The organism is Acinetobacter sp. YH12135 (assembly GCF_013418565.1).
GTDB classification, from domain to species: domain Bacteria; phylum Pseudomonadota; class Gammaproteobacteria; order Pseudomonadales; family Moraxellaceae; genus Acinetobacter; species Acinetobacter towneri.
Map to the genome: position 1 here is coordinate 63,929 of NZ_VPBU01000009.1, position 14,437 is coordinate 78,365.

The following is a 14,437-nucleotide window of genomic DNA, read 5'->3' on the forward strand; positions in this document are numbered from 1 at the left end:
TGATGCTTTATGTAACAAAAAGTGCAGGAAAAGTAACACATTTGAAAAAAGAGTAAATGCTCAATTTCGCAGAATAAATGAACTGAATAAGTTATAAATAGCAGTTGATTAGAGTAAAAGTACTATTTTAAGGTCTTAAGTAAATGAATTTTATTAAATAATTTTTTAGGGTAATATTTGGGAAAATATGTGTTTAATTGTTTTAAATTTAAACATTAGGTTGGCACTTGTATAAAAACGAAGAGCTTTAAGTGTAAAAAACCACCCCGAAGGGTGGCTGTTTTAGAAAATATTGAATTAGAAGCGGTAACCGATTTTTAAGCCATAAGCCAAAGCATCATTATCTTCAAAATTTGCTACATACTCTGAACCGCCTGCTTGAGCACCAGTTTGTGCTTTCGCATCCCCTAACCAAAAATATTTTACGCCACCAGCAATGAAGGTTGCTGGTGTTGGACTATATTGAACACCTAAACCAAGATTCCAATATCCTTCTGTTGGACCTAGAGTTGAAACAGGATTACCTGCACCAGAGTCCCAACCTACAGAAACGTTACCAGCCCATTGATCATTTAATTTACGACCTACACCTACGTTTGCAGACCATTGGTCATCTGAATATTCTACAAGAGAAAAACCATTTGGACGCTTAACTAAAGGACCAACAGCTTCTGCAGCTTTACCAAACTTATACGGTGTGATTGAGAAATCTTTCCAGTTCACCCAGCGTACATTTGCAAATGCTACAGTATTCGCCATGATGCCTGTTTGGAAGTCTAAGTTCACCGATTGTGGTGTTGTAATTTTAGTTTTACCTTCAGCTGTGTTAGCTGCTGAAAACTTTGTTACTGCTTGGCCAATTCCTGCGATTTGTTGTGGTGTTAAACCTAAACTTGGTAGTTGACCAGCAAGACCTGGTAATGCAGCTGCTAAAGGAGTAGCTAGACTTAAGTTTTCATTGGCAACGAATTCATGATCAATTTCAGAGCGGTAAGTGACTGAAGCTTTTAATGCAATTTCAGGAATTTGAAATGCTGCACCAGCTAACCAACCTGCAGCAGAGTCTTCTTTAATGTCTGCATCGTATCCATTAAAAACGCTGTAAGCTGAGCCGCGTAGTTTTACATTACCTTTAATGGTTTGATATACACCACCACCATAAATATTAAAATTCTCAGTTGGTTGGAAGCCAAAAATCATAGAAATGTTTTGTGTATCAACTTCAACTGAAGTACTGCCTGTAGTAGCGCCGCCAATAGCTGTTGTTGTAATTGGTAGTGTACTTAGTACTCGATCTGTTGGTGCAGCAACAAAAACATTATTACCTGAATATTCGGCATCAGCACCAAAGGGTTGGTCGTAAAGCAGACCAAAAGAGAAGTTATCAGTAAGTTGGAATTTTAGTGCGGCACTTGGGAAATAGTAATCGCCCGCCATATCACCAATTTGACGATTTGTTGTGCTTGTGCCAGCTTCCTGTCCAGATACATCTGGATCTAATACAGAAATACCTGCTTCAAAATAGTTACCCGGTTGTAAGAATGCAGAGATTGACTGACCTGAACGATCTAGAGCAGCGGCAAATGCCCCGGTCATTGGTACAGTTGCTAAAATCATTGCTGTGCTTAGTGCTTTTAATTTCATTATACATTTCCCTTGGGCTATAAAGTCTTTTATGACAGTTTTTGTTGATGCTTTATGCTTTCATCTAGGATGATTTCGGCTTGTGCAAACCGAGACCATTTGTTACTCCATGTGACAAAAATATCACAATTAAAATAAGAGTAAATGCTCTAGAAAAAACTAATCAGTATAAAAAACACGCTGAATAGAGTATTTGTTCTAATTGGTATGGGTTTTTAGCTTGTTAGTCATTGAAATTAAATAATAAAATTTAAAAATCAATCTCTTGTTTAAATGTTTTTAATTGGTTAAAAAAAATACTTTTTTATCAAAACTCATTTTGTTGCAAGGCATATCTTGCAACAAAATGGGGTGCATTAACGTGTGGTTTTTCCAAGCTTTGCCAAAAGAATGACAGGAATCAGCCCAACCAATACAATTAGTAAAGCTGCTACGGCACCATCTTCATAAGTGCCCCTAGAGGCTTCTGCATATAGCTGGGTAGCGAGTGTTTCCATATTTAAGGGACGGAGCAACAAAGTGGCAGGCAGCTCTTTCATGCAATCTACAAAAATTAATAAAGCTGCAGAAATAATAGCAGGGCGTAATAATGGCAGGTGTACACGCCACAACAGTGCAAAGTTGTTTTGCCCTAAATTGCGTGCAGCATCATCAAAAACACCATGAATACGGTTATAGCCTGACTCAATGCCGCCCACCGAAATAGCTAAAAAACGCACAGCATAAGCATAAATAAGGGTAAAACTGGTGCCGAGGAATAATAAACCTGTATGTATCCCTAATTTAAATTCTAAAAAATCGGCAATGGCATGATCAATTTTGCCCAAAGCCAGCATGAGACCAATGGCTAAAACAGTTCCTGGAATGGCATAACCTAAACTGGCAATACGGCTAAACCAAGTGTGTTTACTAAAACGTGCCGCACTGACAATAAAGAAACCAATCAAAATAGTTACCACAGTTGCAAGACTGGCAAGGATTAGTGTGTTGATTGAGGCTTGTAATAGGAAATCTGAAAAGCCTGCATATTGAATGCGTTTATAAGATTCTACAAGTAAGTGACTGGTGGGAATTAAAAAACCAATACAAACAGGAATTAAGCCCAAGCCTAGTAACACAAGTGCTTTAAGCCCTTTGACCGATTGTGCAGGCATTAAGCGGCTGCGTTGAGCCGAGTTCATATAGCGCTGTTTACGCCGACCTAAACGCTCTACTAACACCAATAAAGTAATAATCATCAACATGAAAATGGCAATTTGTGCGGCACTGGCTAAATCGGACTGATTGGTCCAGGTTGAATAAATCGACAAAGTTAAGGTTTTAATGCCTAAAAATTCTGTTGCACCAATATCATTAATGGTTTCCATTAAAACTAGACTAGTACCCACAGCAATCGCAGGACGTGCCAGTGGAATTGCAACACGTAAAAACACTTGATCGGGTTTTAATCCTAATGTACGTGCAACCTCAATTAAACTGGCTGATTGCATCAGAAACATTGCACGGGTGCTTAAATACACATACGGATACAGCACAAAGCTAAGCAAGAAGATGCCGCCCCAAACGCTACGAATATTGGGAAACCAAAACTGTTGTAATTCTAAATTAAACCAATCACGCAGAATGCTTTGCACAGGACCAATAGGATGCAAAATGTCGATATAACTATACGCAATAATATAAGTTGGTACAGCTAAAGGCAGCAGTAAGGCCCAATCTAAAAATGCACGACCTCGGAATTGATACGCTGTTACAATCCATGCGCTGCCTGTACCAATCAGGATGGTGAGAATTCCCACACCCAACAATAAAATCCCTGTTTCTGCCAACGTGTGTGGAATTACATAACGCAGCAGATGCCCCCAAATTTCACTATCACCTTGTAATGCTGTCCAAATTAAAGCGACCACAGGTAAACAGGCGAGTAGTGTCAATAACCCACTGAGCGAAAATAAAAAATTAAATTTATTTTTAAGCATTGCAATAGAGGTACTAAATAAGGGGCGGGAACGAGAGCGCATCTTACAGTGCTAAGTGCTGCACTGTAAGATGATAGACAAAATTTTTAGCGATTAAACTGGACTTTATCGACCAATAGGTTGGCGGCTTTACGGTGGCGCGCAATATCGCTTAAACGAATTGAATCAATATTCAGTTTGCCAAAACTAGCGATAATCGGGTCAATTTTTACCCCTGGTTTTACTGGATATTCAAACCCATTTTGGGCGTAGATGGCTTGGGCATGATCTGAAGCTAAAAACTCAAGCAGTTGTACCGCTTCTTTGCGGTTTGGTGCATGCTTAGAGATCACTGCACCCGATACATTCACATGCGTACCACCATTTTTAAAACGTGGCAGCACGACATTAATGGCATTGCCCCAACGCTGTTGTTCAGCATCACCTGTACGCATGGTGCCAACGTAATAAGTATTGGCCACGCCAATATCACAAATTTTACCTAAAATATCACGGGCAACGTCACGGTCACCACCACTGGCAGGACGAGCTAAATTGGCTTTAACGCCACGCAACCAAGTCTCAGCTTGTTTTTCACCATGATGAGCAATATAGGCAGCAATTAAAGCGGTGTTATAAGGATGGTTGCCAGAGCGGATACAGATTTTATTTTTCCATGTTGGATTAGCCAAATCTTCATAAGTGATGGCTTTTAAAGATGTACGGTCTTTAGAGGCATAGACTGCACGTGCACGCATCGACAAGGCATACCAATGTCCATTGGCTGCACGTAAGTTAGCAGGAATCGCACTATTTAATGTTTTAGAGCTAACTCGCTGGGTTAAGCCACCTTCTACCAAGTCCACTAAATTACCAAAATCTACGGTTAGCATGACATCGGCAGGTGAGCGACGACCTTCTGCTTTTACACGTTCCAATAAACCATCTTTAATAAAAACAGTATTTACTTTTACACCTGTTTTTTGCGTGAATTCAGTCAATAACGTTTGAATTAAAACAGGTTCACGTGTGGTGTATAGGTTAACTTCAGTTGCTTGCGCCACACTTGCACCAAACGCAAGTAGACCTGTAACAACCAGCGATAATTTAGACATTGGTTTCATACGGTATTCCTAATCGAAAATTTAAATGTGAATAGCAGCTAAAGCAGAATCTGGTGTGGTTGATGATTGCTCATCAGATGCCAAGAAAAAACAGCTGTTTAAATCTACAGAAACATAGACTTGTTCGGTATGCTGGAAATCTTGAAGATGATTAACTTGTGCCAAAAGTGTGAGCGCATGATCTTGTAGTTTTAGACGTAGTTGCTGCGCGTGTCCCATAAAGCTTGAAGACAGCACGCTTGCTGGTAATGCACCTTCACTAGGGGTTTTGCTGACACGAACTTGATGAGGGCGGAAGCAGCATTGCACTTGTTTTTGCGTAGATAAGTCTTGTGCTAAATCCTGCTGACCACGATCAACTTGACCAAAAATGGTGGAGATTGTTTGATTATTGACTTGTGCAGGAATTTCATTCAACGCAGAAAAATAGCGCGCTGCAAATAACGTTTTAGGTTGTAGGTAGAGTTGCTTAGGCGAGCCAATTTGAATGATTTGCCCTTGATGCATTAAGATAATTTGATCAGCAATTTGCAGCGCTTCTTCAGGATCATGCGTGACAATGACCGTAGTAGTTGCCGTTTGTTTTAAAATTTGAATGGTACTTTGACGGATTTGATCACGCAGGCGATGATCCAAATTGGAAAAAGGTTCATCCATAAGTAAAACTTGCGGTTTAGGGGCTAATGCACGTGCCAAAGCTACTCGTTGTTGTTCACCGCCTGAAAGCGTGTAGGGGTAGCTGTCTTGATGATGCAGCATCGACACGTGTTCTAAGGCTTGTTTGGCAATTTCAGTACGTTGCGATTTAGGGAATTTTTTTAAGCCAAACATGACATTTTCCAGCACACTTAAATGTGGAAAAAGGGCGTAATCTTGAAAAACTAAACCAATGTTGCGTGATTCTGCAGGTATCTGTTGTTGTGCATCCCATAAAATATGCTGTTCGAGTTGAATAGAACCACTGCTTGGATTTTCCAAACCTGCAATTAAGCGCAGCATGGTAGTTTTGCCGCATCCTGAGTGTCCCAGCAAACAGACAATCTGCCCACTCATGGCAGACCATGTTGCATTTTGCACAGCAAAACGCGAACCAAACTTTTTACTCAGCTGTTGGATGGTCAAGACATTGGCAGGTTGTGCAGCAAACGCATTCATGGATATTTCACACGACAAATTTTGTGCTCAAATAATAACTAAGAATTCTTCTCAAGTAGAGTCTTTTTATCATTTAGAATGTAAATGATTAGAATGTAAATGATTAGAATGTAAATGATGTAGCTTTTGCTACAAAAAAGTTGAAATATCAACTGAAAAGAATGGGTTGGAATTTAAATTATTTTAAGTGCAGCACTTTATTTATGGGCTATTAAAAGGGGGGCTTAAAAGCAAAAAGTTACTGCCGAAGCAATAACTTTTTAATTTTTAGAAATCTGTACTATGCGTACTATGCAAATTAAGGTTTTTTCGCATTAAGCACTCTAAATAAAATGTACATCAAGACCACCCATAGAGGAATCATAATGACTGATTCTTTAAAGCCTTGTGTCCACATAATATAAAGTACCACTGCAATAAACGCTAAAACCAAATAGTTGCTGAATGGTGACCAGAGTGCAGGGAATTTGGTTGGAATCGCTAATTTTTTCAGTGTGCTGGTAAATTTGAGGTGAGTCAAACTGATCATTGCCCAGTTTAAAACCAATGCACCAACGACAATATACATGAGGTGGCTTAAAGCTTCTTCAGGTACAAAGTAGTTCAACAATACACAGCCAAAAATCAATACTGCAGAGAATAATACTGCTGGAATTGGCACACCTTGTTTATTCACTTTTAGGAAAATTTTTGGTGCGTTACCTTGTTTGGCCAAACCAAACAGCATACGGCTGTTGGCATACATCCCACTGTTATACACAGAAAGTGCCGCAGTCAAAATCACGAAATTCAGTAAGTGCGCTGCCCATTCAATGCCCATTTGACTAAAAATCATTACGAATGGACTTTTATCTAAACCACCTAAATCTAACTGATTCCAAGGCACTAAAGACAATAGAATGGTGAGTGAACCGATATAGAAAATTAGAATACGGAACACCACTTGGTTAATGGCTTTAGGAATGGTTTTTTCAGGATCTTGCGCTTCTGCGGCAGCCATACCAATCAACTCAATGCCGCCAAAGGCAAACATGAGGAATGCAAGCATGAAGAACAGACCTTCAAAGCCATTCGGGAAGAACCCCCCATGCGCCCAAAGGTTGCTGAATGATGCGGTTGAATTGGCATCTGCAGAAAGTAAGAGATATAAACCAAACACAATCATCGAAACCACAGCAGCGACTTTAATGATTGCTAGCCAGAATTCTGACTCACCATAGAACTTTACATTGCCCAAGTTAATAATGGTAATCACAATGAAAAAGAACAGTGCCGAAGTCCAAGCAGGAATATGCGGCCACCAGTAGTTAATATATTTGGCAACTGCGGTGAGTTCTGCCATTGCCACCAAAATATACAAAATCCAGTAGTTCCAACCTGCTAAAAAGCCAGGGAATTTACCTGCATATTTATAGGCAAAGTGACTGAATGATCCTGCAACGGGCTCATGAACAATCATTTCCCCCAATTGGCGCATAATTAAAAATGCAATAAGACCACCAATGGCGTAACCCAAAATAATAGAAGGGCCAGCAGATTGGATGACCTGCGCGGAACCTAAGAATAAGCCTGTACCAATTGCTCCACCCATGGCAATCAATTGAATATGGCGGTTCTTTAAGCCACGCTGAAGTTGTGAAGACTCGTTGTTCAAAGTATTCAGCCCGACAAGGAAAAAGTGACAAGATTGTAATAGATCAAATTTCATTAGCCTAGTAGCTAGACAATAATGAAATAAATTTATGATAAATATTAAAATATTTTATGGTTTTTATTTGTATAAAAGATAAGTGAATCAATATATTAATTTTATTTTTGCCTTATAAATCAAGATGACTGGTTAGGGTAAAATTTACCAAATGTTGTTTTTTTATACTTAAGTCAAGACCGCGATACCTTTTGAATAAAAACCGTTATGATGCAAAAGGGTCTTTTTATATTGACCATAACAATCAAAAACAAGGGAATAAAATTCATGCGTTTTGCACCACAAGTTAAAATTCCAGCGACTTATATGCGCGGCGGTACCAGTAAAGGCGTATTTTTTAAACTTGATGATTTACCTGCAGCGGCACAGCAGCCAGGCAAAATTAGAGATCAAATTTTATTACGTGTGATTGGCAGTCCAGACCCTTATGCCAAACAAATTGATGGAATGGGTGGTGCAAGCTCGAGTACCAGTAAAACCGTAATTTTAGCCAAAAGCACTCAACCCGATCACGATGTCGATTATTTGTTTGGGCAAGTTTCGATTGATCAGCCATTTGTAGATTGGAGTGGCAACTGCGGTAACTTAACGGCTGCAGTCGGTGCATTTGCGATCAGCAATGGCTTGGTTGATGCCAGTAAAATTCCACAAAACGGCATTTGTACCGTACGTATTTGGCAGAAAAATATTGAAAAAACCATTATTGCGCATGTTCCAATGACGCATGGTCAGGTGCAGGAAACGGGTGATTTTGAGTTGGATGGCGTGACTTTTCCTGCCGCAGAAGTACAAATTGAATTCTTAGACCCTGCCGATGATGGCGAAGAAGGTGGGGCGATGTTCCCAACTGGAAATGTGGTGGACACTTTGCATGTGCCAGATATTGGAACATTCCAAGCGACCTTTATTAATGCGGGTATTCCAACAATTTTCCTAAATGCAGAAGAAATTGGTTATACAGGCACAGAACTGCAAGATGCAATCAATGGTGATGCACAAGCTTTGGCACGTTTTGAAACCATTCGCGCTTATGGTGCTAAACAAATGGGTTTGATTCAGGAAATTGCTGAAGCTGAAAAACGCCAACATACGCCAAAAATTGCCTTTGTTTCTGCGCCAAAAAGTTATGTATCTTCAAGTGGTAAACAAATTCAGGCTGAAGATACCGATTTATTGGTACGTGCATTGTCGATGGGTAAATTACACCATGCCATGATGGGTACAGCAGCAGTCGCGATTGGTACAGCTGCAGCCATTCCGGGAACATTGGTCAACTTGGCTGCGGGCGGGGGAGAGCGTGAAGCAGTGCGCTTTGGACATCCATCAGGTACGCTTCGTGTGGGTGCGCAAGCCGTGCAGGAAAATGGACAATGGCAAGTCAAAAAAGCTGTGATGAGCCGTAGTGCACGTGTATTAATGGAAGGTTGGGTGCGTGTACCTGCGGAAACATTAGAATAAGTTTTGCTTCGAACAGATTTGGGGTTTGTTGACATTTCATAAATGGCTTGCGCTGTAGGCTAAAACTGAGCAGATCAGGCATGAAACGCAGGGAATAGTGGGTCTATTGCCAAGTTTCATAACGCAATCTGAGAAAGTTTTAGCCACAGCCTTTCAGGACAAGCATATTTTTTGCTGCTATTGCGTTATGTGCCAGTCATTTAGAATGACTAAATTTCCTGTCCCATGCCTTATATCAGCTAAAAAATATGCGTTGTCGCAAACATAGATGAAGTGTCAACAGACCCTAATTAACTACATATAGCCTCTATCTCGATAGGGGCTTTCTTATGGCTGAAATGTTATATCAGTTCAGTTAAGGCTTAAAAAACTTTGAATTACAGGTACAATGCTGCAACACAGGCAGCTTACTGCTTATTAGACATGAACCAACCACTCGAGGCGAATGTGTCATCACTTCACGATTTACAGGCGCATGCATTAACCGCAGCCCAACAACGTATTCAGCAAGACTTGCTTACCGCTTTAGAGGCTTTTGCATTGCCAGAACCGTTAAAGTCTGCCGTGCATCATGCCGTCATGTTGGGTGGAAAACGTGTTCGCCCTGCCTTGTGTTATGCCACCGCAGCATTAAGACCGAATCAAAACTCTGCTGCGGTACGCCGTGCTGCAGTTGCGATTGAGCTGATTCATTGCTATTCATTGGCACATGATGACTTGCCGTGTATGGACAATGACTTGTTGCGTCGTGGGCAACCGACGTGCCATGCAGCGTATGGTGAAGATACAGCATTGTTGGCAGGCGACATTTTACAGTCGATGGCATTTGAAATTTTAGGCAGTCGTTTGTTTGATCAGGCTGTTGCAGTAGATCAAGGCATTGTGCTCAAACAGATGCAAATTTTAGCCACCGCTTCTTCAAAAATGGTCTGTGGTCAGGTTTTAGACTTGCAGTCTGAAGGTAAACAGGTAGATCAGGCGACTTTGGAAAATATCCACCGTAATAAAACAGGGGCGTTAATTTCTGCAGCGGTGATGATGGCAGCTGTGACCGTGTTTGATGGACGAGATAAAGCGATTCCGCAATTGCGTGAATATGCGCAGGCAATTGGTTTAGCCTTTCAGGTACAAGACGATATTTTAGATATTATTTCGGATACTGAAGTGTTAGGTAAAACTGCGGGGAAAGATGAACAAGTTGAAAAGTCGACCTATCCTGCACTCATGGGCTTGGAAAAAGCACAAGCTTATGCACAAGAATTGCACGATCAAGCCTTTGCTGCGTTGGCATATTTTAAAACTGATACCGTCTTAGAGTTACAGCAAATTTCCGAGTTTTTATTGTCACGTAAAAGCTAAATTATTCTAGATGGAGGGCTTGTGGCTCTCAATACTCAAAAGCGAGCAGATGCTCGCTTTTTTGTGCTTTATGAAAGTGTTGGCTGTTTTAAGCAACACACTTTAATGCAGATTCTATACGGCTTTATTCTTGTAGCGTTGCATCAGGTGGTAAAATTGCTTTGCCTTGTTTTAAGCTGTCTAAAGCCTCGCGGTTAAAATCTACCAACAAAGAATTATTTTGTGGATCAATCGCATAACGGCTAATTAATTTTTGATCGCCTTGTAAGGTTTCAAGGCGGTATTCATCTGCAATATTCATAATGCCGTCTAAATTAATGGTGGCAGATGCTTTGTCTTGGCGAAATAACTCGTAAATATCACGCAGGTCAAAAATTGCATTTTGTGCGTCAGGATGTTTTTCAAAATAATTTTGCAAATGACGAATAAATAATTGCGCAAACATAAAGTAATTTGGTTTGTGGGTATAGTCTAAGCTCATGTGTTTACTCCTTATTATTCAAATTTTTAATGCTTACTAGGAATAGCACACTCTGGGTGAAAAATTAAAGAAACTCAGGGTCTAAGTTGCAAAAACTACACAAAATTTTGTGCGGCTTAAACTAAGCTGAAACCTGAAGTTGCGATGATCTCTCTATAAATTTAAAAACTTTGCAACGAACCGCTCAATTGGTGTTTTGGAAAAAATAATCACAACTGACTTATCTATTTGTTAAAGCGATTAAGAGCCCTACGGAGTAGTGGAATTCTAAAATATCAAGTATTTGAATAAAAAATCATCCGAAAGACTAAGACTTATGAACTAGCAAGTGAAATCATAAATCAGGTACAATTGGCGTGATTAATTTTGTGTTTGGTGTATTTGAAGGCCAATACATACATTCTTTGTTAATAAATAGGCCTGCCAGGAGTTATCCCCGCATGAGTGCCATTACTCCATACGAATGGGCAATTATTGCCTTCGTGATCGGCGTTACATTTTTATGCGTCTTTATGCTGACCGTTCCTTTACTCCTTGGGGGTAAATCATGGGGGCGTGCGAAGCAAGAGCAGTTTGAGTCGGGTGTTGTAGGTGCTGGTGGAGCACGTATCCGCTTATCTGCAAAGTTCTATTTGGTTGCAATTTTCTTCGTTGTTTTCGACTTAGAAGCACTTTATCTATACGCATGGGCAGCTTCTGTTCGTGAAGTAGGTTGGGTGGGCTTTGCAACGGCTGCTGTATTTATTTTAGTTTTACTCGTTGGCTTAATTTATGAATTATCAACTGGTGCGCTGAACTGGGCTCCATCTGATAAGCGTAAAGCAGCAGGGATTAAACCTAAAATTGGTTCGCCAAATATGGATCTTGCAGAAATCACACGCTTTAACTCAATTGAAGAATTGGTAACGGACCCTACCGGTCAAATTCCAGCTCAATCCTCTGGTCGTGTAAAAAAATCTGCGACTACCTCATCTGACAAGGAGTAACTCGGGATGAAATATACCTTAACCCGTGCGAATCCCGATGCTGATCAATATCCACTTCAAGAGCGTCAGATCGTAACCGATCCGCTTGAAGAAGAAGTGAATAAAAATGTGTTCATGACTCGTTTAGAGGACTTGGCACATACAGCAGTAAACTGGGGACGTAAGAACTCAGTTTGGCCGTTTAACTTTGGTACATCGTGCTGCTACGTAGAGTATGCAACTACCTTAACAGGTGTGCATGACTTGTCACGTTTTGGTGCAGAAGTTATTCGTGCTTCACCGCGTCAGGCAGACTTGATGATTGTTGCAGGTACGTGTTTTGTGAAAATGGCACCTGTAATTCAACGTTTGTACGAGCAAATGCTTGAGCCTAAGTGGGTAATCTCAATGGGCGCATGTGCAAACTCAGGTGGTATGTACGACATTTATTCAGTTGTGCAAGGTGTGGATAAAATCATTCCTGTGGATGTGTACATTCCGGGTTGCCCACCACGTCCTGAAGCATTAATCCAAGCATTGATGTTATTACAAGACCAAATTCAATTAGAGCGTCGTCCGTTGTCTGCGGTGATTGGTGATGATCTTAAGCCAGTATATAAGCCGAAGATGATGCCAGAACGTGACCGTAAGAATGCGCAGCGTATTGCGGTGAAAAACTTACGCTCTATGGATGAAATTAAATAATTTAAACGTACAAATATTGATGCACCCGACGGGTGTAGTTGTCGTTTAGGTTGACTGAATTTGTATTAAATAGGAAGCCAAGCCAATGGCTGAAACTGACATTGCTATGCCAGAATCAACAGCAGTTGATTCACGCCCAGCATTTGCAATTGTAGAAGAGCTCAAAACCAAATTTGGTGAGAACTTCTATGTGCAAACGACTTTTGAAGATTTTCCAACAGTCTGGGTTGAGCGCGCACGTGTACAAGAAGTTTTAATGTTCTTGCGTACAGTGTCACGTCCATACGTGATGTTGTTCGACTTGTCTGCGGTAGATGAGCGTTTGCGTACTCACCGCGATGGTCTACCTGCGTCTGACTTTACTGTGTTCTATCACTTGTTATCGCTAGAGCGTAACACGGACATTCGTATTAAAGTTGCGTTGAATGAGAGTGATCTCAATATTCCAACAGCAACCAACATTTGGCCAAATGCCAACTGGTACGAGCGTGAAGCTTACGATATGTTTGGTATCAACTTCGAAGGGCATCCAATGCTTCGTCGTATCTTGTTGCCAACATATTGGGAAGGTCATCCGTTACGCAAAGAGTATTCTGCACGTGCAACGGAATATACACCGTATATGCAGAACCAAGCCAAACAAGACTTCGAGCAAGAACACCTTCGCTTTGTGCCTGAAGATTGGGGCTTAAAGCGCGGTAATAAAGACGAAGACTTCATGTTCCTGAACTTGGGTCCTAACCACCCATCTGCGCACGGTGCGTTCCGTGTAATTTTGCAGTTGGATGGTGAAGAAGTGAAAGACTGTGTGCCAGATATCGGCTATCACCACCGTGGTGTGGAAAAGATGGCTGAGCGTCAAACTTGGCATTCATTCATTCCTTATACAGACCGTGTGGACTACTTGGGTGGTTGTGCGCAAAACATGCCGTATGTCATGGGTGTGGAACAACTGGCAGGCATTACTGTGCCAGACCGCGCACAATGTATCCGTGTCATGATGTCGGAATTGTTCCGTATCAATAACCACTTATTGTTCATTGGTACTGCAATTCAGGATGCGGGCGGTATGACCCCTGTATTCTATATGTTCGCAGACCGTCAAAAAATCTACGATGCGATTGAAGCTATTACGGGTTACCGTATGCATCCAGCATGGTTCCGTATCGGTGGTACCGCACACGACTTACCAAACAACTGGCAACACCTGATTCGTGAAATCTTAGAGTGGATGCCAAAACGTATGAACGAATACTACACTGCGGCATTACGCAACTCGGTATTCATGGGTCGTACGCAAGGTGTAGCGCAGTATGATGCGAAATCTGCCTTGGCTTGGGGTGTGACAGGTACTGGTTTACGTGCAACAGGTATCGACTTTGACGTGCGTAAATACCGTCCATACAGTGGTTATGAAAACTATGACTTCGAAGTACCTGTAGAGTACGAAGGCGATGCTTACGCTCGTGTACTGGTTCACTTCCGTGAAATCGAAGAGTCATTGAAAATCATCAAACAATGTCTAGATAACATGCCATCTGGTCCATATAAAGCAGACCATCCATTGGCTGTTCCACCACCAAAAGACAAGACATTACAAGATATTGAAACCCTGATTACGCACTTCTTAAGCGTGTCTTGGGGTCCTGTAATGCCTGCTGGTGAAGCATCTGTAATGGCAGAAGTGGTGAAAGGTGCATCGAATTACTACTTGACTTCAGATAAGTCAACGATGAGTTACCGTACCCGTATTCGTACACCAACTTTCACGCATTTACAGCAAATGCCTTCTGTGATTAACGGCAGTCTGGTATCTGACTTAATCATTTATTTAGCGACCATTGACGTCGTAATGGCAGACGTGGATCGCTAAGGGGTAA

11 protein-coding genes are annotated in these 14,437 nt (G+C 41.1%); 5 read left to right on the forward strand and 6 right to left on the reverse strand.

Features of this window, described 5'->3' with window-relative positions; translation table 11 throughout:
- Positions 1 to 297: 297 nt before the first annotated feature.
- The 5 genes from FTU70_RS06885 to FTU70_RS06905 form a co-directional block, all read right to left on the reverse strand.
- On the reverse strand, positions 298 to 1,644 hold the full coding sequence (locus FTU70_RS06885; protein ID WP_096901786.1) for an OmpP1/FadL family transporter: 1,347 nt from the start codon (positions 1,642 to 1,644) through the stop codon (positions 298 to 300).
- 356 nt (positions 1,645 to 2,000) lie between these two features.
- Positions 2,001 to 3,623: an iron ABC transporter permease gene (locus FTU70_RS06890; protein WP_180060390.1), complete on the reverse strand. Its 1,623-nt coding sequence runs from the start codon at positions 3,621 to 3,623 to the stop codon at positions 2,001 to 2,003.
- Between the two features lie 86 nt (positions 3,624 to 3,709).
- Positions 3,710 to 4,726 carry an extracellular solute-binding protein gene (locus FTU70_RS06895; protein WP_180060375.1) on the reverse strand — a complete coding sequence of 339 codons (1,017 nt, stop codon included), beginning with the start codon at positions 4,724 to 4,726 and terminating at the stop codon, positions 3,710 to 3,712.
- A 21-nt stretch (positions 4,727 to 4,747) separates the two neighbouring features.
- On the reverse strand, positions 4,748 to 5,881 hold the full coding sequence (locus FTU70_RS06900; RefSeq protein WP_168418687.1) for an ABC transporter ATP-binding protein: 1,134 nt from the start codon (positions 5,879 to 5,881) through the stop codon (positions 4,748 to 4,750).
- A gap of 298 nt (positions 5,882 to 6,179) precedes the next feature.
- Positions 6,180 to 7,535, reverse strand: a complete 1,356-nt coding sequence (locus tag FTU70_RS06905; RefSeq protein WP_178867000.1) for an amino acid permease — start codon at positions 7,533 to 7,535, stop codon at positions 6,180 to 6,182.
- Between the two features lie 321 nt (positions 7,536 to 7,856).
- Here FTU70_RS06905 and prpF point away from each other — a divergent pair, with 321 nt between their 5' ends.
- Both prpF and FTU70_RS06915 read left to right on the forward strand, forming a co-directional pair.
- Positions 7,857 to 9,047, forward strand: coding sequence for a 2-methylaconitate cis-trans isomerase PrpF (gene prpF / locus FTU70_RS06910; protein WP_180006239.1), 1,191 nt, complete (start codon positions 7,857 to 7,859; stop codon positions 9,045 to 9,047).
- A gap of 423 nt (positions 9,048 to 9,470) precedes the next feature.
- A complete protein-coding gene (locus FTU70_RS06915) occupies positions 9,471 to 10,406 on the forward strand; it encodes a polyprenyl synthetase family protein (protein WP_178866902.1) in 936 nt (311 codons plus the stop codon).
- A gap of 124 nt (positions 10,407 to 10,530) precedes the next feature.
- On the opposite strand, the gene FTU70_RS06920 is transcribed toward FTU70_RS06915, so the two are convergent.
- Positions 10,531 to 10,887 (reverse strand): hypothetical protein, encoded by a 357-nt coding sequence (locus FTU70_RS06920; RefSeq protein ID WP_096901797.1) that lies wholly within the window; start codon positions 10,885 to 10,887, stop codon positions 10,531 to 10,533.
- Positions 10,888 to 11,327: 440 nt separating this feature from the next.
- Here FTU70_RS06920 and ndhC point away from each other — a divergent pair, with 440 nt between their 5' ends.
- The 3 genes from ndhC (at position 11,328) to nuoC (ending at position 14,430) form a co-directional block, all read left to right on the forward strand.
- Positions 11,328 to 11,873 carry an NADH-quinone oxidoreductase subunit A gene (gene ndhC / locus FTU70_RS06925; RefSeq protein WP_004975445.1) on the forward strand — a complete coding sequence of 182 codons (546 nt, stop codon included), beginning with the start codon at positions 11,328 to 11,330 and terminating at the stop codon, positions 11,871 to 11,873.
- A gap of 6 nt (positions 11,874 to 11,879) precedes the next feature.
- On the forward strand, positions 11,880 to 12,557 hold the full coding sequence (locus FTU70_RS06930) for an NADH-quinone oxidoreductase subunit B family protein (protein WP_004975447.1): 678 nt from the start codon (positions 11,880 to 11,882) through the stop codon (positions 12,555 to 12,557).
- 85 nt (positions 12,558 to 12,642) lie between these two features.
- The gene (gene nuoC, locus FTU70_RS06935) at positions 12,643 to 14,430 is read left to right on the forward strand and encodes an NADH-quinone oxidoreductase subunit C/D (protein ID WP_004975450.1); all 1,788 of its coding nucleotides are present in this window, start codon (positions 12,643 to 12,645) and stop codon (positions 14,428 to 14,430) included.
- The last annotated feature ends 7 nt before the right edge of the window (positions 14,431 to 14,437 follow it).